A 20,618-nucleotide genomic window follows, 5' to 3' on the forward strand; every position below is an offset into this window, starting at 1 on the left:
GAATGGACCTGACGCTGATCTGGAAGGCGCTGCTGATCGGCGTTGTCGAAGGTCTCACCGAGTTCCTGCCCGTCTCGTCGACGGGCCACATCATCCTCGCCGAGGAACTGCTCGACTTCCAGGGGCCGCCGGGCAAGGTCTTCGAGATCGTGATCCAGCTCGGCGCGATCCTTGCCGTCTGTCTGCTCTACCGCGCGAAGATCTGGGCCACCGCGATGGGTGTCCTGGAGCGGGACAGGCAGGCGACACGATTTGCATTGGCCATTCTGGTGGCGTTCCTGCCGGCCGCGATCGTGGGCGTCGCGGCTCATAAATACATCAAATCCGTGTTGTTCAGCCCTTGGGTGGTTGCCATCTCGCTGATCGTGGGGGGCGTGGCGATCCTGGTGATCGAGAGATTCGCGCAGAGGCCGCGCATCAAGAGCGTGGACGACATTGGCTTGAAGACGGCGCTCTACATCGGCCTCTGCCAGTGCGTGGCGATGATCCCGGGTGTGTCGCGGTCAGGCGCAACGATCATGGGGGCGCGGATTTTCCGCGTGGATCGTGCGACGGCGGCCGAGTTCTCGTTCTTTCTCGCGATGCCCACAATGCTTGGGGCGACCGTCTACGACCTCTACAAGAACTGGTCGTCGTTGAGCTGGGATCACGGCGGCGTGATCGCGCTGGGCTTCGTCGCCGCCTTCGTCGCGGCGATACTCGTCGTAAGGGCATTCGTTCACTTCATCAGCCGCCACGGCTTTACCGTTTTTGCCTGGTACCGCATTGCAGTGGGCGCATTGGCGCTCACCTTATTGCTCATGCATTGAGCCTTTCTTCCGGTGCAGCGCGCATGTCATATGCCGCGCAAATCAGGCGGCATACGTGTCGTCCTGCAACATGAGTTGGGAGTCCTAGTTTCATGCAACGTCGTAAATTCGTCCGCACGGCCGGCATCGGCACCGCTGCGGTTGCCGCCACCGGAGCGCTCGCGGCGCCGGCCATCGCGCAGTCCGCGCCCGAGCTGAAGTGGCGCATGGCGTCGAGCTTCCCGAAGTCGCTCGACACGATCTTCGGTTCTGGCGAACTCTTCACGAAGTACGTCTCCGATGCGACCGACGGCAAGTTCCAGATCCGCCTGTTCGCCGCCGGTGAAATCGTTCCCGGCCTGCAGGTCGCCGACGCCGTCCAGAACGGCACGGTCGAGATGGGCCACACCGCTTCGTACTACTATGTCGGCAAGGACCTGACCTTCGCGCTCGACTGCGCCGTGCCGTTCGGCCTGAACGCCCGCCAGCAGGATGCCTGGTGGAACTGGGGCGGCGGTCGTCAGGCGATGAACGACTTCTTCAAGGACTACAACATCCACTCGATTCCCTGCGGCAACACCGGCGCTCAGATGGGCGGCTGGTTCCGCAAGGAGATCAAGACCGTCGAGGATCTCAAGGGCCTGAAGTTCCGCGTCAGCGGCTTCGCGGGTGAGGTGCTCACCAAGCTCGGCGTGGTGCCGCAGCAGATCGCCGGTGGCGACATCTATCCGGCGCTCGAGAAGGGCACGATCGACGCGGCGGAGTGGGTCGGTCCGTACGACGACCAGAAGCTCGGCTTCAACAAGGTCGCGCCCTATTACTACTATCCGGGCTGGTGGGAAGCCGGCCCGCAGCTCTCGGCCTATGTGAACCTGGCCAAGTGGGCGGAGCTGCCGAAGTCGTATCAGGCCATCATCGAGGCAGCCGCCGCCAAGGCGCACACCTCGATGCTGTCGAAGTACGATGCCCAGAACCCGAAGGCCGTTCGCGAGCTGGTCGGCGCCGGCACCAAGCTGCTGCCGTTCTCGCCGCAGATCCTCGAGGCCTGCTACAACGCGACCAACGACCTCTTCGCGCAGCTCAACGAGAAGAACCCGAAGTGGAAGAAGATCTTCGAATCGTGGAAGCCCTTCCGCGCCGAGGAGGTCCTGTGGTTCCGCGTCGCCGAGAACACGATGGACAATTTCATGGCGCGCCAGTCGGCGGCCAACAAGCTCTAGGCTTCACCGCCCCAGACCTGGAAAACCCCGCTTCGGCGGGGTTTTCTTTGTCTGCATGCTCCCGGCACCTGCTTTTCATCGCCGTTGCGCTATGCGATAAACGACACCAACAAGGTGTGGTTCGCGTGGCAGAAGTCGCGCGTTCGGTAAGCAAAAGAGTTAGGGAGATAAACAAATGCAACGTCGCAAATTCCTGCGCACGGCCGGTGTCGGCGGTGCGACGGTTGCCGCTGCCGGCGCCCTGGCCGCTCCGGCGGTCGCCCAATCGATGCCCGAAGTGAAGTGGCGCCTGGCGTCCAGCTTCCCCAAGTCCCTCGACACGATCTATGGCGCCGGCGAATTCTTCGCCAAGCGCGTCGCGGCACTCACCGACAACAAGTTCCAGATCCGGGTCTTCGCGGCGGGCGAGATTGTTCCAGGCCTGCAGGTCGTCGACGCCGTCCAGAATGAAACGGTCGAGTGCGGCCATACGGCGGCCTACTACTATGTCGGCAAGGATCCGACCTTTGCCTTCGATACGGCGCTGCCGTTCGGCCTCAACACCCGCCAGCACAATGCCTGGGTCTATTTCGGTGGCGGCCTCGAGCTGATGCGGGACTTCTACAAGGAGTATAAGCTGATCTCCTTCCTGATGAGCCATACCGGTGCCCAGATGGGCGGCTGGTGGCGCAAGGAGATCAAGACGCCCGAGGACATGAAGGGCGTGAAGATGCGCATCGGCGGCTTCGCCGGCCAGGTGATGGCGAAGCTCGGCGTGGTGCCACAGCAGATCGCCGGTGGCGACATCTACCCTGCGCTCGAAAAGGGCACGATCGACGCGGCGGAGTGGGTCGGTCCGTACGACGACCAGAAGCTCGGCTTCAACAAGGTCGCGCCCTATTACTACTATCCGGGCTGGTGGGAAGGCTGCGCGGCCCTGTCGCTCTACTGCGGCGAGAAGGCGTTCGCGGCCTTGCCGCCGATGTACAAGGAGGCGATCGCCGTGGCCTCCGGTGACACGGTGAGCTGGTCGGTCGCCAAGTACGACGCCCAGAACCCGCGCGCCCTGCGCGAGCTGGTGGCGGCCGGCACGAAGTTCCTGCCATTCCCGCAGTCGGTGATGGAAGCATGCTTCGGCGCCGCGAACGAACTCTATGCCGAGACCATCGCCAAGAACCCGAAGTTCAAGAAGGTCTACGATTCCTGGAAGCCGTTCCGGAACGAGGAGGTTCTCTGGTTCCGCGTGGCCGAGAACACGTTCGACAACTTCATGGCGCGCCAGTCGGCTGCCAACAAGCTTTAGAACCTCCGGCCCCCGGCCGGTCGAAAGCCCCGCTTCGGCGGGGCTTTTTGGTGTCGGAGCGGATCAATTCACGCCGAAACATTGCATATATTTAAGGATTTTCCGGCAGGCGGGCGCTTTTCAAAGTCAATTTCGCATGCCAGTGTTGCAGGGCTGAAGGGGGCCATGAAGGCAACCACGGGAGGAAAGAGAATCATGCAACGTAGGAAATTCATCAGGACAGCGGGCGTTGGCGCCGCGGGCGTAGCGGCGGCTTCCACGATTGCCGCGCCGGCCATTGCCCAGAGCATGCCGGAAGTGAAGTGGCGTCTGACGTCCAGCTTCCCCAAGTCGCTCGACACGCTCTACGGCGGCTCCGAGCTGTTCGCAAAGATCGTCGGTGAGATGTCGGACGGCAAGTTCCAGATCCGTCCCTTCGCCGCCGGCGAAATCGTTCCCGGCCTGCAGGTTGCGGATGCGGTGCAGAACGGCACGGTCGAGGCCGGCCAGACGGCCGCCTACTACTATTTCGGAAAGCATCCGAACTTCGTGTTCGAGACCGGCCTGCCGTTCTCGATGAACCAGCGCCAGTATTATGCCTGGCTGGAATTCGGTGGCGGCCACGAACTGATCAACGACTTCTACAAGGAGTACAATTTCCGCTCCCTGACCTTTGGCGGCACGGGCTGCCAGATGGGCGGCTGGTTCCGCAAGGAAATCAAGTCGATGGACGACATGAAGGGCCTGAAGTTCCGCGTCGGCGGATTCGCGGGCCTGATCCTGACGCGCCTCGGCGTGGTGCCGCAGCAGATCGCCGGCGGCGACATCTATCCGGCGCTCGAGAAGGGCACGATCGACGCGTGTGAATGGGTCGGTCCGTACGACGACGAGAAGCTCGGCTTCAACAAGGTCGCCAAGTACTACTACTATCCTGGCTGGTGGGAAGGCGCGTCGGTCGGTTCGCTCTACATCAACAACGAAGCATGGGCGAAGCTGCCGAAGCCCTACCAGGCGATGGTCGAGGCCGCGGCCGGTCGGGTCACCTCCTGGATGGTGCCCAAGTACGACGCGGGAAATCCGCCCGCGCTGCGCCGCCTCGTGGCGGCCGGGACCGAACTGCGTCCATTCCCGCGCGCCGTCCTCGAGCCGTGCTTCCTGGAAGCGTACAAGTACTACGATGAACTCTCGGCCAAGGATCCGAAGTTCAAGAAGATCTACGACAACATGAAGGCCTTCCGCGCCGACGAGAACCTGTGGTTCCGCGTTGCCGAGAACACCTTCGACAATTTCAACTTCTCGATGTCGGCCCAAGGCCGCTAGCAGGAAGCCTGATAGAAGAAGCCCCGCCGGTTGGCGGGGCTTTTTTGTTGCCCTTGCGGCAGGAAGGGGCCGCCTGCGCGCGAAGCGTCTGAAGCCAGCCGCTTCTGCCGGACGAGACGGCGTGACCTAAAATGTCTTCACCATGTAGACCCTGGTATGAGGGTCGAGCCCGTGGTCGGGTGGACCATGGCGCACGATCTCGAAGCCGTGTCGTTGGTAGAGGCGAATGTTGGCCATCGCCATCTCGGCGGTTTCGAGTGACAGGCTGCCAAGGCCACGTGCTCGCGCCATCTCGTCGATCTGCTCCAGCAGCCAGCTCCCGACGCCGGTGCCTTGTCTCACTGGATCCACGGCGATCGTGTGAATGTAGAGGTCTTTCGCCTGAGGCTTGGTCCTGACAGCACCGACGATGCGCTCCCCATCCAGAGCGATGTAAATCTCGCCGCGCCCGAGTTCCGCCGCAAATCGCTCCCGCTCTTCGGCATATTCAGCAGATTCATCGGTAGGAAAGTCGCGCCCCAAGGCGCGTAGATAGGGCGTGAAGGCTGCGCGTATGACGCGCACGACCTCTTCGCCTTCTGCAAGCATCGCCGTCCTGAAGGTCAGCACCATGGGCGCAGAATACCAAACAAAACGCCCGCCGGTGCGGCCGGCGGGCGTGTCGTTCAATCCGTGGACCGGATGCCCACGCTATTTAGGCGGCGCCCCGAAGACCGGCGGCGCGACATCGTCCGTCGGAGGTGCCTGGATGTCGATCGTCACCTTGCTGGGGTCGACCCCGCTCGGATCGTCGAGGAAGTAGGTCACCGACTGCGGGATGGCGATCACGATCGCCACCATGATGAGCTGCAGCAGCACCCACGGGATCGAACCCCAGTAGATGTCCGAACTCTTCACTTCCTTGGGCGCCACGCTGCGCAGGTAGAAGAGCGCGAAGCCGAAGGGCGGGTGCATGAACGAGGTCTGCATGTTCACGCACAGCATCACGCCGAACCAGATCAGGGCGGCTTCCGCTCCCACGACCGGCGCCAGGAGTTTCTGCGCGACCGGCGCCAGCATCGGAATGATGATGAAGGCGATCTCGAAGAAGTCGAGGAAGAAGGCCAGGAAGAAGACGAACAGGTTGACGACGATCAGGAAGCCCCAGACGCCGCCCGGCAGGTTCGACATCAGATGCTCGACCCACTGGTTGCCGTCGACTCCCTGGAAGCTGATCGAGAAGCAGGTCGCGCCGACCAGGATGAAGGCCACCATCGCCGTGATGCGCATCGTCGCCTGGAAGGCCTGCACGATCAGGTCGCGCAGGTCCTTTACCTGCCAGGCGCGCCAGCACAGCCAGATGATGGCGGCAAACATCACCGTGAAGGCGGCCTGGAAGGCGAGCGACTTGAAGGCGACGATGCCGATCAGGGCGCCGATGATGGCGGCCGCGCAGCCGCCGAAGAACGCGATGCGGTCGAAGCGGGTGAGCGGCGCGTTGCGCACCACCGCCAGCACGATCGCGCCGATCGTTCCCATCGCTCCCGCCTCGGTGGGAGTCGCCAGGCCCATCATGATGGTGCCGAGCACCAGGAAGATGAGCACGGCAGCGGGGATGATGCCCCAGGCGCACTTGATCAGCAGCGCCTTGCCGAACAGCGTCCGCGGCACCGGTGGCAGGGCCTCGGGCTTCACCAGGGTCAGGTAAAAGGTGTAGCCGGCGAACAGCGCGATCTGCAGCAGGGACGGGCCCCAGGCGCCGAGATACATGTCGCCGACGGACTTGCCGAGCTGGTCGGCCAGGACGATCAGCACCAGCGAAGGCGGCACGAGCTGGGTGATGGTGCCCGACGCGGCCAGCACGCCGGTCGCGTAGCGCATGTCGTACTTGTAGCGCATCATCACCGGCAGGGTGATCAGCGCCATGGCGATGACCTGGGCGGCCACGGTGCCGGTGATGGCGCCGAGGATGAAGCCCACGATGATGGTCGAGTAGCCCAGCCCGCCCTTGATGGGACCGAAGAGCTGGCCCATCGATTCGAGCATGTCCTCCGCCAGCCCGCATTTCTCCAGGATGGCACCCATGAAGGTGAAGAATGGAATGGCGAGCAGCAGCTCGTTCGACAGGATGCTCCCGAACACGCGGCCCGGGATGGCCTGCATGAAGGCCATCGTGAAGTAGCCCATCTCGATCGACAGGAACCCGAAGAAGAAGCCCACCGCGCAGAGCGAGAAGGCGACCGGGTAGCCGATGATCATGAACACGACGAGGCCGCCGAACATCAGCGGCGGCATGTACTCTAGAGGGATCATTGCGTGGGCCTCTCGTAGTGGGCTTCGAGGCTGTCAACGGCATATCCGTTGAGGAAGGCCACACGCTTGATGAGTTCGGAGAGGCCCTGAAGGGCGACCAGGGCAAAGCCTACGGGCAACACCAGCTTGATCGGCCAGCGCAGCAGCCCGCCGGCGTTCGAGGAGTGCTCGTAGACGTTGAACGACTGCATGAAGAAAGGCCAGCTCAGCCAGGCCAGGATGGTGCAGGTCGGCAGGAGGAAGATCAGCGTGCCGAGAATGTCGACCCAGAGCTGTCCGCGGCGGCTCAGGGTCATGTAGAAGAGGTCGACCCGGACGTGCTCGTTGCGCTTCATCGTATAGGAAGCGCCCAGCATCACGATCACGGCGAACATGTACCACTGGATCTCGAGCCAGGCGTTCGAGCTCGTGTCGTAGGCGTAGCGCACCATGGCATTGCCGGCGCTGACCACGCAGGCCAGAAGCACAAGCCAGTTGCAGATGTGTCCTATCTTTTCATTTAACGCGTCGATCAGCGCGCTGAACGCCAGCAATGAGCGCATCCCGTCTCCCCTACCCAGAGTTTCTTATTTGGCTGACCATCCGTTCTTGCCGACGGATAGACTTTCTTAGCTTGGTCCGCTGCGCGATGCCATAGCTTGCATCGGTCCGCAATGCGGACGAGGTGCGTCAAGTCGCGCCACGCCCGCTGCACTGCCTATGTCGCAGGCAACTCCATCCATCCTTCCGGGCCGAAGAATTCCAGCGGCCGGAAGGAGCGCTTGTAGGCCATCTTGGTGGACTCGGCGATCCAGTAGCCGAGATACACATAGGGCAGCCCCCGCTTGGCGGCGGCACTGGCCAGCCACAGGATCATGTGCGTGCCGAGGCCTCGCCGCGGATCCTGGGGATCGAAGAAGCTGTAGACCGCCGACACGCCGCTCGACAGCCAGTCCACGAGGCATGCCCCCACCAGACGGCCATCGGCCGAGTCATCGCGAAACTCGATGATCGCCGTCTCGACCGGACTCTCCTCGACCATGGCACGGTAGTCGTCGAAGTCCATGTCGGCCATGTCGCCATCGCGATGGCGCGTCAGGACATAGCGCGAGAACAGCGAGAACTGCTCTCCGGTCGCCAGGGCCTGCGTCTCGACGGCATGGACATGTTCGTTGCGGCGCTGGATGCGGCGCTGGGCCCGGCTGGGCTCGAAGTCCCGAACCCGGATGCGCACCGGAACGCAGGCCCTGCAACCGTCGCACAGCGGCTTGTAGACGAAGTGGTGCGAACGGCGGAAGCCGGCGTCGGTCAGCGTATCGTGCTGGGAGATGGCGTCCGGCCCGCTCAACTCGGTGACGAGCTTCGTCTCCAGGCGATGCGGCAGGTAGGGGCAGCGCATCGCCGGCGTCGTGCGGAAGAACCGAAGGGACTGGATGTTCTGGCGGATGAACATGTGCTTGCGGTTGCGAGTGTACCCCTCGGGCGGACGAAGGAAAGCGCCAGTTCTTCCGCCAAAGGTCTATGAAGGTCCCTCCGTCAGGGTCCCGGACGGCCCCGGGCCAGCCGGCGAAACGGCACCAGGGCCAATCGCACCAGCTTCGGCAGCAGCCATATAAGGAGGATCACGAACAATGCCAGCAGGCACAAAAAAGTGATCGGATGGGCGATCGCCAGCGCCAGCCCGCCGAAGACCGTGACGTCTTCGCCGAGGGAGGCGAGGATGTTGCTGAACGGTTCCGGCGTGCTGTTGATCAGCGCACGCGAGCCGGTCTTGGCGATGTGCGTCCCGGCCGCGAGCGTTCCGCCCAGCAGGCCGGCGATGACCGAGACTTCAGGGCTGAGGCCGCCGGCAGCGCCATAGGCCAGCAGCACGCCGGCGGGTATGCGCACGAAGGTCTGCAGCACGTCGTTGATGCTGTCGATGTAGGGGATCTTGTCGGCGAAGAAATTGAGCGCGAACAGGATCGCCGCCACGCCGAGGACCCAGGGCGATTCGAGCATCTGCATATCGTGCGGCAGGGCCACGAGGCCCAGGCGCTGCGCGAGACCCAGGACCAGCACGGTGGCATAGGCGTTCAGCCCGCTGGCCCAGCCGGCCGCCAGGGCGACGGCGATGGCGGTGAGAGTTTCGGCGCTCATCCGGGCGAGGCTAGAGGGCGCGCCGCGCCTTGAAGGCGGTGGCGAGCGTCCCGTCGTCGAGCCAGTCGAGTTCGCCGCCGACCGGCACGCCGTGCGCCAGCCGCGTCAGCGGTACCTCGTGCTCGGCCAGCCGCTCGGCGAGATAGTGGGCCGTCGTCTGGCCGTCCACGGTGGCATTGGTCGCCATGATCACCTCGCGGATGCCGCCCGCGGCGACCCGCTTCACGAGGCTGCCGATGTTGAGCTCCTCGGGGCCGATCCCGTCGAGCGCCGACAGCGAGCCGCCCAGCACATGGTAGCGGCCGGAGAAGATGCGGCCGCGCTCCATGGCCCACAGGTCGCCGACATCCTCGACGACGCAGATCAACCCGGCGTCGCGGCGGGGATCGGCACAGATCGAACAGGGGTCGATCGTGTCGAGGTTGCCGCAGAGGCTGCAGGCGCGGATGGCGCGTGCCGCGTCGGCCAGGGCGGCGCCCAGCGGTTGCATCAGCGTCTCGCGCTTCTTCAGGAGATGCAGCGCCACGCGGCGTGCCGAGCGCGGCCCCAGCCCCGGCAGTCGGCCGAGGAGCTGGATCAGTCGCTCGATCTCCGGGCCGTTCATCGCGGACGCTTCCTAGAGCTTGAAGCCCGGCGGCAGCGGCAGTCCGCCGGTGATGTCGCGCATCTGCTCCTGCACGGTCTGCTCGACCTTGGCGCGGGCGTCGTTGGCGGCCGCCACGATCAGGTCCTCGACCACGCCCTTGTCCTCGGGCTTGAAGAGCGAGGCGTCGATCTCGATCCGGCGGGTCTCGTTCTTGCCGTTGACCGTGACCTTCACCAGGCCGGCGCCCGACGAGCCCACGATTTCCAGGCGCTCGAGCGCCGCCTGCAGCTCCTGCATCTTCTGCTGCATCTGCTGGGCCTGCTGCATCAGGCCGCCAAGGTCCTTGAGCTTGTCGAACATCAGTACTCGCTTTCAGGGATGTCGTCGTCGGCCGGGTATTCTTCGGCGGGGGGCGGCTCTTCGGCAGCGAAATCACCGAGACCGGAGAGCATGGAAGTCTGCTCGCCCTTGCGCCGCACGGAATCGAGCCTGGCGCCGGGGAATGTCTTCAATATGGCCAGCACCAGCTCGTTGTTCTCGGCCGAGCTGCGCAGGTCGTCGGCCTTGGCCGCCTTCTGCTGGGTGAGCGTGGGCTTGCCCTCGGCGCTGGAGACGGACGCGATCCAGCGGCGGCCGGTCCATTGGCTCAAGAGTTCGCTGAGGCGCGGCGCCAGATCGGCCGGCGCCTTGGGCTCCGGGCGGAATTCGATCAGGCCCGGCTCGCAGCGCACTTCGTGCACATGGTGCATCAGGCTGTGCACGAGCCGCGCCTCGCGCTTGGTCTCGAACAGCGCCACGACCTCGGTGAAGTTCCGCGGCGCCGGCATCGCCTGTGCGGGCTGGGCGGCGACTGCCGTCACCGGCTGGGTCGCCAGGCGAGCGGCGGCACCCCCGCCACCGTTGCCTCGTGGCACCGGGCCTGAGGCCGTTGCAGCTGGGGCGCCGCCGCCATTCTGCAGCACCTTGATCGCGTCGGCGGGCGAAGGGAGGTCGGCGACGTAGCAGAGCCGGATCAGCGCCATCTCGGCGGCGCGCAGCGGCGAGGGCGCGGCGAGCGTCTCCTGCAGGCCCTTGAGCAGCAGTGTCCAGGCCCGCGTGAGGGAGGCCATGGAGAGCTTGCCGGCCATCGCGAGCCCTTGGGCGCGCTCGCTGTCGGCCGTCGAGGCCGCGGCGTCGGGCGCCACCTTGAGGCGCGTCACCCAGTGCGTGAGCTCGAGCAGGTCCTGCAGCACGACCACGGGGTCGGCGCCGGAATCGTGCATCTCGCCCAGCGCCGCGACCACGGCGGGCGCGTCGCCGCGCATCACCTTCTCGAAGAGTTCGAGAACGCGGCTGCGGTCGGCCAGACCCAGCATGTCGCGGACCTGCGCGGCATCGACCACGCCCCCGCCATGGGCGATCGCCTGGTCGAGCATGGAAAGTCCGTCGCGCACCGATCCGTCGGCGGCGCGCGCCAGCAGGGTCAAGGCCTCGGGTGAGATTTCGACCTTTTCGGCCTGTGCGATCTTGCTGAAATGCTCGACCAGCGTTTCCTGCGGCACGCGCTTCAGGTCGAATCGCTGGCAGCGCGACAGGACCGTCACCGGAACCTTGCGGATCTCGGTGGTGGCGAACAGGAACTTCACGTGCGGCGGCGGCTCTTCCAGCGTCTTCAGCAAGGCGTTGAAGGCCTTCTCCGACAGCATGTGCACTTCGTCGATGATGTAGACCTTGTAACGCGCCGAGACCGGGCGGTAGCGCACGCCCTCGATCAGCTCGCGCACGTCGTCGATGCCGGTGCGGGAGGCCGCGTCCATCTCGATCACGTCGACATGGCGGTCCTCGGTGATGGCCTTGCAGTTGTCGCAAACGCCGCAGGGATCGACCGTGGGGCCGCCGGTGCCGTCCGGTCCGATGCAGTTCAGCGCGCGGGCGATGATGCGGGCGGTGGTCGTCTTGCCGACGCCGCGCACGCCGGTGAGCATGAAGGCATGGGCGATGCGGCCGGTGGCGATGGCGTTGCGCAGGGTGCGCACCATCGCCTCCTGGCCGACCAGGGTGGTGAAATCGACGGGACGGTACTTGCGGGCAAGGACGCGATAGGGGGTAGCCGGATCTTCCGGGCCCTTGGTGGCCTGCGCCATGGCGATCACCCGCTATTCTGCGCCGTGGCCCCTCTCAGGCCCGGCGGTCATCGCGCCCGGGCCGCCCGCCCTCCGCGGCGGCGCGCGCAGGGGAACGGGTGAGAGACCGGCATGACCCGAAGCGAATTCGTTACGGCTGCTTCCTTCCGGATCTGACCGGGTTGGCGACTGCTCCGCCCACACCGGCCCCTCGAGGCGGTTATATCAGGAGTCTTGCCGCCTGGCGCAAGGGCCGAGTGAAGTGCTTGTGAGCAGCCTTCGCAAAACGCCACAAGATATTGATTTGCAACGGTTAAATGTGTCGCCGTCGGCGGGTGGATTCTACTGGGGCTCGCGGAGGGTGGCGTGTCCTACGGCGCCGGGCGCTTCCACGGCAAAGTCGACGGTGACACTGCCGGCCTTCTCGAAGGCCAGCGTGATCGGCAGGCTTGCTCCTGCGGCCAGGGGAGCGGTCAGGCCTCCTAACAGAAGGTGATAGCCTCGCGGCTTGAAGACCTGCTGGTTGGCGGGCGGGATGACGATGCCCTCCGCGATCTTCCGCATCTCCAGGACCGATCCCTTGACCCGGATGGCCTGGATGTCGACCGAGCCGGCGGCGGCACAGGTCGCCGATACGAGGCGGTCGGACTCGCCTTCGTTGATCACGGTCATGTAGCCGCCAGCGACGTCCGGTTCAGTCGAGGACGAGCGGGCCCAGGGCTTGACGATCTGCAGCGGACCGAGGGTGGCGGCCGGAACTTCCTTTGGCTCGGAACGACGAAGCCACTTCAGCAAAATCCATCCTCCGCTGCGCCGTCAGTGCGCGAAATAGTGCATGCCGCCATCCACCGGAATGACCGCGCCCGTGATGTAGCGCGCGGCCGGGGAGGCCAGGAAGGCGACGAGGTGTGCCACATCCTCCGGCTCGCCGAAATAGCCGATGGGGATGTTTCGCTCGATGAAGCTGCGCCGGGCTTCCTCGGTCGGATGCAGTTTCTCCCGGATCTGCTCGCTGTTGATGCGCCCCGGCTGAATCGTGTTCACGGTGACGTCGTCGGCGGCGACGTCGCACGACAGGCCCTTTGCCCATAGATGCAAGGCGGCCTTGGCGGCGATGGCGGCGTTGAGCCCGCGCGGCTCCATGGAGCCACTGATGTTGACGATCCGGCCCCACTTTCGCTCCCGCATCGCCGGCAGGAGGGCCTTGGTCAGCAGCCGCGCCGCCGTGAAGTTGAGCGCGAAGGCCTCCTCCCAGACATCCTCGCCGGCATCCGGCCCGGTCGGCCGCGAGCCGCCGGCACAGTTCACCAGGATGTCGACCGGGCCGAGCAACTTGTTCGCTTCGGTCGCGATTCGCGCGAGATCGTCCCGGTCCGTGACGTCGCCCGCGATCGCGGTCACGCCGTCGAGCCGCTCGATCTTCTCGACCCGTCGCGCGGTGGCGACCACGCGCGCGCCTTGCTGCGCCAGAAGTCTGACGACCCCGGCGCCGATGCCGGAGCTTGCGCCGGACACGAGGCAGGTCCGGTCCCTGAGCTGATAATCCATCGCGCCTTGATGGCGGAGAACTCAGGTCCTGCCAATAGAGGCGTCAGCCGCCTCGTGCCTTCGCGGTCGCAGCGGCGTCGACGACTCCCTTGGCCGAGACGACCACGCCATAGTCCCTGAGCGCGGTCGCGACCGAGATCACGCCGTCGAGCACGTCGTCGGCTACGTCGGCCGGATCGCGTTCCAGCGGGTTGCCGTAGCCGCCGCCGGCCGGGCCGTAGCACACGAAGCGGCCGTCCTTGCCGATGTGCATGTACGGAACCTTCGAGGGCAGCGCCCGGTCGGCCTGGCCCGGGATCATGAGATCGAGCTTGGCCGGCATGCCCTCGCTTCCACCCAGGAAGCCCCAGGGCCGGTAGCGATGGCCTTCGCCCTCGACCGAGGCGCCGCCGTCGCCGAGGAAAGTGAATTCGCGGACCGAGCCCAGGCCGCCGCGCCACTTGCCGGCGCCGGCCACGTCCTCGCGCAATTCGTAGCGCAGCACGCGCAGCGGCAGATGGGTCTCGATGTCCTCGATCGGGTTGTTGCGGGTGTTGGCGTAGAGCGTGTCGACGGCATCCATGCCGTCCTTGCCCAGGCGCCCGCCATAGGAGCCTTCGAAGATCTCCATGTGCACCCAGTGGGTCTCGTCCTTGAGGCCGGAGAAGGCGATGACCTTGAGGTTGCCGATGCCGGCCGAGACGTTGCCGGGCATGGCCTGCGACAGCGCCTTCATCACCGTGTCGGCAAGCTGGTTGCCGGGACAGAAGCGCGCGATGGTGGGCGCCGGGAAGGTCGGGTTGGCGAGGCAGCCTTTGGGCGCCACGATGGTGATCGGCCGGATGAGCCCGGCATTCACCGGGATGTGGCCGTGGACCTCGGTGTCGAGCAGCACCGAGCGGATGGTGAGCCAGATCGCGATGTCGGCGGTGCCTTCGAGTGGCATGTTGATCGGGCGGTCGGGCACCTGCAGCGCTGTTCCCGTGAGGTCGACCACCAGCGAGTCATCCTTCTTGGTGATGGTGACGACGATCGGGAGTTCTTTCTTGGTGGGATCGTCGCTGTCGAGATAGCCGTCGATCGCCGTCTCGGCGCGATAGACGCCGTCGGGCAGCTTTGCGATCGCCTGCCGCATCAAGCGTTCGGCATGATCCATGAGCGCGCCGCAGGCCTGCTCGAAGGTCTCCAGCCCGTAGCGCTCCACCAGCTCGACCATGCGCTCCGCGCCGATGCGGGCGGCGGCCACCTGCGCATCCATGTCGCCGACCACGAGGTCGGAAGCGCGGATATTGTCGCGCACGATCTGCCACACCGCGTCGTTGCGCACGCCGCGGTCGTAGACCTTGATGGCCTTGAACTGCAGGCCCTCCGCATAGGCGTCGATCGCCTCGACGATGCCGCAGGAGCCGGGCGAGAGTGCTCCGATGTCGAGATGGTGGGCGGTGGTCGCGGCGAAGGCGATCAGCCGCCCCTGCACGAAGACCGGCACGATGAAGGCGACATCCGGTCCATGACTGGCGCCGGAATAGGCATCGTTGTGCATGATGACGTCGCCCGGACGGATGACGTCGCCGCGTTCCTTCAGGATGCGCTGGATGCCGCGTATGTAGCCCGGGATCGGACCCGACTGCAGCGGCGTCGACTGCGCCGACTCCGCGAGGCCGCGGCCCTCGGCATCGACCAGCGCCGCCCCGAAATCTTCCGACTCCCGGATGATCGAGGAGTAGCTCATGCGCATCAACTTGTAGCCCATCTCGACGGCGATGTTCTCCAGCGCCCCCTGGATGACGCTGCTGGTGATCGGGTCGATGCGGTCGGGCTTGGTCGCGGGCTGGCGGGCGATGGCGCTGCTCATTGCTTGGCCTCCTTGCGGATCATGAGATTGCCGGCGGCGTCGGCCTCGAAGCTGAAATGGGGCGGCACGACAGTCGTGGTGTCCATCTGGAGCACGATGGCCGGACCGGGGATGCGCTGGCCGATCGGCAGCAGGTCGCGGCGGTAGAAGGTCGTCGGATAATCGGCGAGCTTGCCGTCGACGCGGAAGGTGCCGTTGCCGGAGCGCACCGTCGCCGCGGCGAGCGAGCGGGCGCCGTCGGGCACGGGCTTCGCGATGGTCGCGGCGCTGGCGGCACCAACGAGCCGCAGGTTCACGATCTCGATCGCGGACTGGGCGAAGTGATGACCGTATTCGCGCTTGTGGACTTCGTGGAACGCCTCGAACGCCTGGGCGAGGGCCGCTTCGTCGAGAATTCCGTCGGGGAAGGTGACCTTGAGTTCGTAGCCCTGGCCGACATAGCGCAGGTCGCCGCGCCGCTCGAACGTCACCTGCGCGAGATCGATGCCGTCGGCGGTGAAGCGTCCGGCCAGTTCCTTCGCCATGGCGTCGAAGTCGGCGTTGATGCGGGATAGGTCGGCGGCGCCGGAGACCTGGAACGAGGTACGGATGGCGTCGTAGCGCAGGTCGCTGATCAGCAGGCCGACCGCCGAGGTGATGCCGGGATGGGGCGGCACGATCACCTCGGTGACGCCCAGCATGTCCGCCACTTCGGCACCATGCAGGGGGCCGGCGCCGCCGAACGCCACCAGCGTATAGTTGCGCGGATCGATGCCCTTCTGGACGGTGCGCGAGCGGATGGCGTTGGCCATGTTGGCATTGATGAGGGTGATCACGCCTTCGGCGGCTTCACGATCGGAGAGGCCGAGTTCCCGTGCCAGCTCGCCGATCACACGCCGCGCCGCGACCTCGTCGAGCGACATGCCGCCGCCCAGGAAGTTGCCGCCGTCGAGCCGGCCCAGCACGACGTTGGCGTCGGTGACCGTGGCGCGCGTGCCGCCGCGGCCATAGGCGGCCGGCCCGGGCACGGCGCCGGCCGAGCGCGGGCCGACCTTGAAGGCGCCGGCCTGGTCGACGAAGGCGATCGAGCCGCCGCCGGCGCCGATCGTATGCACGTCGATCATCGGCACGAGCACCGGGAAGCCGGCGATCCAGGTGTCGCGCGCCGTCGCCTCGCCGAAGCCGCCCTCGGTGACGATGCCGATATCGGCCGAGGTGCCGCCGACATCGAAGGTGATGAGGTTGCGCTTCTCCGACAGTGCGCCCGCCCAGTCACCGCCGATCACGCCGGCCGCGGGGCCGGACAGGAGCGTAAGCACCGGCCGTTCGGCCACCATGCCGGGCGTCGCAACGCCGCCGTTGGAGGCCATGATGCGCAGGTCGGCCTTGAAGCCCGAGGCCTCGATTTCCGATTCGAGGCGGGTCACATAGTTGCGCACCTTCGGGCCCACGAAGGCGTTCATCGCCGTCGTCGTGAAGCGCTCGAACTCGCGGAACTGCGGCGACACCGACGAGGAGGTGGTGGCGAAGCACTCGGGATATTCCTCGCGCACGATCTCCATCGCGCGCGCCTCGTGGGATGCGTCGAGATAGGAGAAGAGAAAGCAGATCGCGATGGCCTCGACGCCGGCCTCCTTCAACTCGCGCACTGCCTGGCGCACGCCCTGCTCGTCGAGCGGCTCCAGCACCTCGCCGCGCGGCGGCACCAGTCGCTCCGTCACCGTCTTGCGGTGACGGCGCTTGACCAGAGGCCGGTCCTGCCAGGGAATGTCCTGCATGATCGAGTAGTGCTGAGGCCGCTGGTGGCGACCGATGTGCAGGATATCGCGATAGCCGCCGGTGGTGATCATGCCGGTGACGGCGCCGTCGTGCTCGAGGATCGCGTTGGTGGCGATGGTCGTGCCATGGAATACGGTGTCGATCGTCTCGCGCGGGATCGAATACTTGTCGCAGAGCGCCATCAGCCCCTGCACGACGCCCCGGGACGGATCGTCGGGTGTGGTCGAGACCTTGTGCACGGCGGTGCGGCCGGCCTCGGTGTCGGCAAAGACCAGGTCCGTGAAGGTGCCGCCCACGTCCACGCCGATCAACCGCATCCCGACCTCCCTAAGCTTCACGTTGGCCGGAGGGGAGCAAGGACCGCGCCAACGCCTGTCTGTTGGGACCTCTGTCCCCAGGGAATTTTACAGTGCTGGCATGCAGCTTGCTTCCTTTGCCGCATGGCCAAGCAGCCGGACATTGAACTCGTATCCCTGACCAAGCGCTACGGCGAGACGGTGGCGGTCGATTCGATCGGCCTGCGTATCCCCGCCGGCTCCTATTGCTGCCTCCTGGGCCCCAGCGGCTGTGGCAAGACCACGACCCTGCGCATGATCGCGGGCCACGAGGAGGTCTCCGAGGGCGACATCATCCTGGGCAGCGAAAACATCACCGTGCTCCCGCCCGCGGCGCGCGGCACGGCGATGATGTTCCAGAGCTACGCGCTGTTTCCGCATCTCGATTGCACCGACAATGTGGCTTTCAGCCTCAAGATGCGCGGTGTCGACAAGGAGACGCGCCGGGCACGCGCCGTCGAGATGCTGAAGCGCGTTCATATGGATGCCTATGCCGGCCGCTTGCCGGCCCAGCTTTCCGGCGGCCAGCAGCAGAGGGTCGCGCTGGCGCGGGCGCTGATCACCGATCCCCAGGTCCTGCTCCTCGACGAGCCGCTGTCCGCGCTGGATCCCTTCCTCCGCATCCGCATGCGCGAGGAGCTGAAGAGCCTGCAGACGCGGCTGGGCATCAGCTTCATCCATGTGACGCACAGCCAGGATGAGGCGATGGCGCTGGCCGACCTCGTCGTCGTCATGAACGGCGGCAGGATCGAGCAGGCGGCACCGCCGCGCGAAGTCTTCAACCGGCCGGCCTCCGCCTTCGTGGCCAAGTTCATCGGCGGCCACAACGTGCTGCCGGCAGCGGTCGCGCGCGCGGGAGTGGGCGAGGGGCCGTTCGTCGCGATCCGTGCCGACCGCATGTCGGTGCGGCCGGGCAGCTCGGGCGAGGCCGGCGTCACGTCGCTGCAGGGCGTCACGCGCTCCGTCGAGTATCTGGGTTCGACCGTGCAGGTCGGCATCGACGTCACAGGTCTCGAAACGCTGTCGGCCACGCTGTCGGAGGCGCGTTTCGATGCGTCGCCGGTGCGGCCGGGCGAACCCGTCATTCTGTCGTGGAGGCCCGAGGACGTTCACGTGCTGGGACGCTGAAGGGTCGTTGAGTGAGGGAGGCGGCCCCGCGCCGTCGAGGCTTGAAGGAGGAAGACGAGATGGCTCGGAAATCGAATGGCGGCATCGGCCGCCGCAGGATGCTCAAGGGCGCGGCCGGCATTGCGGGCGCGGCCGTCGGTAGCGGCGCGATCACCGGCTTCCCGGTGATCTGGGCGCAGAACAACAAGAATATCGTCTTGCGCCAGTGCGGCACCGGCGTGTCGGCGATCAACGAGATCGCGGAGAAGTGCAAGGCCGATCTCGGCATCACGCTGCAGATGACGGCGCTCGATTCCGACGCGGTCGTGCAGCGCGTCGTGACGCAGCCGAACTCCTTCGACATCGGCGACATCGAATACTGGATGATCAAGAAGGTCTTCGGCGCCAACACGCTGCAGGCGATGGACGTCAAGAAGATCAAGCTGTTCGACAAGATCGTGCCGATCTTCACCACCGGCAAGCTGAAGCCCGACAGCGTCATCGCCCAGGGCACGGCGCCCAGCACGGTGAGCTTCGTCGAGGGAGCGACCTCCACCAAGTTCGCCAAGAGCCCGACCCAGTGGTTCACCATCGTGCCGACGATCTACAACGCCGACACGCTGGGCATCCGGCCCGACCTGGTCGGCCGCAAGATCGACTCGTGGAAGGACATCCTCGATCCGAAGTTCAAGGGCAAGACCTCGATCCTCAACATCCCGTCGATCGGCATCATGGACGCCGCGATGATCTGCGAGGCCGCGGGCATCGTGAAGTACGGCGACAAGGGCAACATGACCAAGGCGGAGATCGACAAGACCATCGATTTCCTGATCAAGACCAAGAAGGAAGGCCAGTTCCGCGCCTTCTGGAAGACCTTCGACGAATCGGTGAACCTCATGACCTCGGGCGAGGTCGTGATCCAGTCGATGTGGTCGCCGGCGGTTTCGGCGGTGCGCGGCAAGGGCGTGCCCTGCGTCTACCAGCCCCTCAAGGAAGGCTATCGCGCCTGGGGCGGCGGGCTTGCGCTTGCCAAGCACCTCCAGGGCGCGCAGCTCGACGCGGCCTACGACTACATCAACTGGTACCTGTCCGGTTGGGTCGGCGCCTTCCTCAACCGCCAGGGCTACTACTCGGCGGTGCTCGAGACGGCCAAGGCCAACATGACGGCCGACGAGTGGGGTTTCTGGATGGAAGGCAAGCCGGCGCAGGGCGACATCAAGAATCCGCAGGGCCAGATCGTCGAGAAGGCCGGCGCCGTGCGCGACGGCGGCTCGTTCTACGACCGCATGGGCGCTGTCGCCTGCTGGAACGCGGTGATGGATGAGGACCGCTACATGGTCCAGAAGTGGAACCAGTTCATCGCCGCCTAAGTTAGCAGCCCTTTCATATTCCTCTCCCCTGTTAGGGGGAGAGGTTAGGTGAGGGGGCTTCGAAGACTGCGTGTAACCCCCTCACCCAGCCTCTCCCCCTAACGGGGAGAGGGGTAAGAGTCGATGAACCGCGTAAAGTCCTGGGTCACCTACCTGCAGGTCGCGCCGCTCGCGCTGGTATTCCTGCTGTTCCTCATCGTCCCGATCGCCACGATCGTGGTGGTGAGCTTCTTCGACTACAACACGACCCAGATCATTCCGGCCTTCCTGCTGCAGAACTACGAGGAACTGCTGCTCTCGCCGGTGACCTGGCGAACCTACCAGCAGACGATCCAATTCGCGCTGATCACCTGGGCACTCACCCTGGGCATCGGTTTCACCGTCGCCTATTTCGTGGCGTTTCATGTGCGCTCGCCGACGATGCAGACGGTGCTGTTCCTGATCTGCACCATCCCGTTCTGGACCTCCAACGTCATCCGGATGATCTCGTGGATCCCGTTCCTCGGCCGTCACGGGCTCGCCAACACCACGCTGATGAATCTCGGCCTGATCAACCAGCCGCTCGAGTTCCTGCTCTATTCCGACTTCTCCGTCGTGCTGGCCTATGTGCACCTCTACACGCTGTTCATGGTGGTGCCGATCTTCAACTCGATGATGCGCATCGACCGCAGCCTGCTCGAGGCGGCGCGCGACGCGGGCGCGACCGGCTGGCAGACCCTGGTCAACGTCATCCTGCCGCTCTGCAAGCCCGGCATCGCCATCGGCTCGATCTTCGTCGTCACCATCGTGATGGGCGACTTCGTCACCGTGCGCATGATGAGCGGTGGCCTCAGCGCCTCCGTTGGCCTGATGATGGCGAACGCCATGTCGCTGCTGCAGTATCCCGCCGCCGCGGCCAACGCCGTCGTGCTGCTGCTGCTGGTGCTGTTCATCGTCGCGGCCATGATGCGCCTGGTCGACATCCGCAAGGAGCTGTGAC

19 protein-coding genes and 1 other RNA gene are annotated in these 20,618 nt (G+C 65.5%); 7 read left to right on the forward strand and 13 right to left on the reverse strand.

Annotated features, from left to right (window positions below; all coding sequences use genetic code 11):
• Positions 1-2: 2 nt before the first annotated feature.
• The 4 genes from EPO41_RS18870 (at position 3) to EPO41_RS18885 (ending at position 4,589) form a co-directional block, all read left to right on the forward strand.
• Entirely contained in the window at positions 3-809 is an 807-nt protein-coding gene (locus EPO41_RS18870; RefSeq protein ID WP_296328134.1) for an undecaprenyl-diphosphate phosphatase, read from the forward strand.
• 92 nt (positions 810-901) lie between these two features.
• On the forward strand, positions 902-2,008 hold the full coding sequence (locus tag EPO41_RS18875) for a TRAP transporter substrate-binding protein (RefSeq protein ID WP_296328137.1): 1,107 nt from the start codon (positions 902-904) through the stop codon (positions 2,006-2,008).
• A 175-nt stretch (positions 2,009-2,183) separates the two neighbouring features.
• Positions 2,184-3,290, forward strand: coding sequence for a TRAP transporter substrate-binding protein (locus EPO41_RS18880; protein ID WP_296328140.1), 1,107 nt, complete (start codon positions 2,184-2,186; stop codon positions 3,288-3,290).
• Between the two features lie 195 nt (positions 3,291-3,485).
• Positions 3,486-4,589: a TRAP transporter substrate-binding protein gene (locus tag EPO41_RS18885; RefSeq protein ID WP_296328142.1), complete on the forward strand. Its 1,104-nt coding sequence runs from the start codon at positions 3,486-3,488 to the stop codon at positions 4,587-4,589.
• A gap of 126 nt (positions 4,590-4,715) precedes the next feature.
• Here the strand turns inward: EPO41_RS18885 and EPO41_RS18890 are convergent, their stop codons facing one another.
• The 13 genes from EPO41_RS18890 to EPO41_RS18950 form a co-directional block, all read right to left on the reverse strand.
• Positions 4,716-5,201 (reverse strand): GNAT family N-acetyltransferase, encoded by a 486-nt coding sequence (locus EPO41_RS18890; RefSeq protein WP_296328145.1) that lies wholly within the window; start codon positions 5,199-5,201, stop codon positions 4,716-4,718.
• A gap of 78 nt (positions 5,202-5,279) precedes the next feature.
• Positions 5,280-6,881: a TRAP transporter large permease subunit gene (locus tag EPO41_RS18895; protein WP_296328148.1), complete on the reverse strand. Its 1,602-nt coding sequence runs from the start codon at positions 6,879-6,881 to the stop codon at positions 5,280-5,282.
• Positions 6,878-7,423 carry a TRAP transporter small permease subunit gene (locus tag EPO41_RS18900; RefSeq protein WP_296328150.1) on the reverse strand — a complete coding sequence of 182 codons (546 nt, stop codon included), beginning with the start codon at positions 7,421-7,423 and terminating at the stop codon, positions 6,878-6,880. The genes EPO41_RS18895 and EPO41_RS18900 overlap by 4 nt, the downstream gene beginning before the upstream one ends.
• Before the next feature lie 155 nt (positions 7,424-7,578).
• Entirely contained in the window at positions 7,579-8,313 is a 735-nt protein-coding gene (locus EPO41_RS18905; RefSeq protein WP_296328153.1) for an arginyltransferase, read from the reverse strand.
• An 83-nt stretch (positions 8,314-8,396) separates the two neighbouring features.
• Positions 8,397-8,999 carry a DUF4126 domain-containing protein gene (locus EPO41_RS18910; protein ID WP_296328156.1) on the reverse strand — a complete coding sequence of 201 codons (603 nt, stop codon included), beginning with the start codon at positions 8,997-8,999 and terminating at the stop codon, positions 8,397-8,399.
• A gap of 10 nt (positions 9,000-9,009) precedes the next feature.
• Positions 9,010-9,603: a recombination mediator RecR gene (gene recR / locus EPO41_RS18915; RefSeq protein WP_296328159.1), complete on the reverse strand. Its 594-nt coding sequence runs from the start codon at positions 9,601-9,603 to the stop codon at positions 9,010-9,012.
• Between the two features lie 12 nt (positions 9,604-9,615).
• Complete coding sequence (locus tag EPO41_RS18920) at positions 9,616-9,945, reverse strand: YbaB/EbfC family nucleoid-associated protein (RefSeq protein WP_296328161.1); 330 nt, start codon at positions 9,943-9,945, stop codon at positions 9,616-9,618.
• Positions 9,945-11,708, reverse strand: a complete 1,764-nt coding sequence (locus EPO41_RS18925; protein WP_296328164.1) for a DNA polymerase III subunit gamma/tau — start codon at positions 11,706-11,708, stop codon at positions 9,945-9,947. Before EPO41_RS18925 ends, EPO41_RS18920 begins: the two co-directional genes overlap by 1 nt.
• A gap of 97 nt (positions 11,709-11,805) precedes the next feature.
• An RNA gene (ffs, locus tag EPO41_RS18930) (signal recognition particle sRNA small type) lies at positions 11,806-11,900 on the reverse strand.
• A gap of 129 nt (positions 11,901-12,029) precedes the next feature.
• Positions 12,030-12,482, reverse strand: a complete 453-nt coding sequence (locus EPO41_RS18935) for a copper chaperone PCu(A)C (protein ID WP_296328167.1) — start codon at positions 12,480-12,482, stop codon at positions 12,030-12,032.
• Between the two features lie 21 nt (positions 12,483-12,503).
• Positions 12,504-13,235: an SDR family oxidoreductase gene (locus tag EPO41_RS18940; RefSeq protein ID WP_296328169.1), complete on the reverse strand. Its 732-nt coding sequence runs from the start codon at positions 13,233-13,235 to the stop codon at positions 12,504-12,506.
• A gap of 43 nt (positions 13,236-13,278) precedes the next feature.
• Positions 13,279-15,069, reverse strand: a complete 1,791-nt coding sequence (locus EPO41_RS18945) for a hydantoinase B/oxoprolinase family protein (RefSeq protein ID WP_296328172.1) — start codon at positions 15,067-15,069, stop codon at positions 13,279-13,281.
• Entirely contained in the window at positions 15,066-17,144 is a 2,079-nt protein-coding gene (locus EPO41_RS18950) for a hydantoinase/oxoprolinase family protein (RefSeq protein ID WP_296328174.1), read from the reverse strand. Before EPO41_RS18950 ends, EPO41_RS18945 begins: the two co-directional genes overlap by 4 nt.
• Positions 17,145-17,267: 123 nt before the next feature.
• Here EPO41_RS18950 and EPO41_RS18955 point away from each other — a divergent pair, with 123 nt between their 5' ends.
• The 3 genes from EPO41_RS18955 to EPO41_RS18965 all read left to right on the forward strand — a co-directional run bounded on the left by EPO41_RS18955 (position 17,268) and on the right by EPO41_RS18965 (position 20,617).
• A complete protein-coding gene (locus EPO41_RS18955) occupies positions 17,268-18,290 on the forward strand; it encodes an ABC transporter ATP-binding protein (RefSeq protein WP_296328176.1) in 1,023 nt (340 codons plus the stop codon).
• Between the two features lie 59 nt (positions 18,291-18,349).
• Positions 18,350-19,639 carry a PotD/PotF family extracellular solute-binding protein gene (locus tag EPO41_RS18960; protein ID WP_296328179.1) on the forward strand — a complete coding sequence of 430 codons (1,290 nt, stop codon included), beginning with the start codon at positions 18,350-18,352 and terminating at the stop codon, positions 19,637-19,639.
• A 123-nt stretch (positions 19,640-19,762) separates the two neighbouring features.
• A complete protein-coding gene (locus EPO41_RS18965) occupies positions 19,763-20,617 on the forward strand; it encodes an ABC transporter permease (protein ID WP_296328182.1) in 855 nt (284 codons plus the stop codon).
• Position 20,618 lies beyond the last annotated feature (1 nt).

The sequence above is a fragment of the Reyranella sp. genome (genome assembly GCF_004297265.1).
Taxonomy (GTDB): domain Bacteria; phylum Pseudomonadota; class Alphaproteobacteria; order Reyranellales; family Reyranellaceae; genus Reyranella.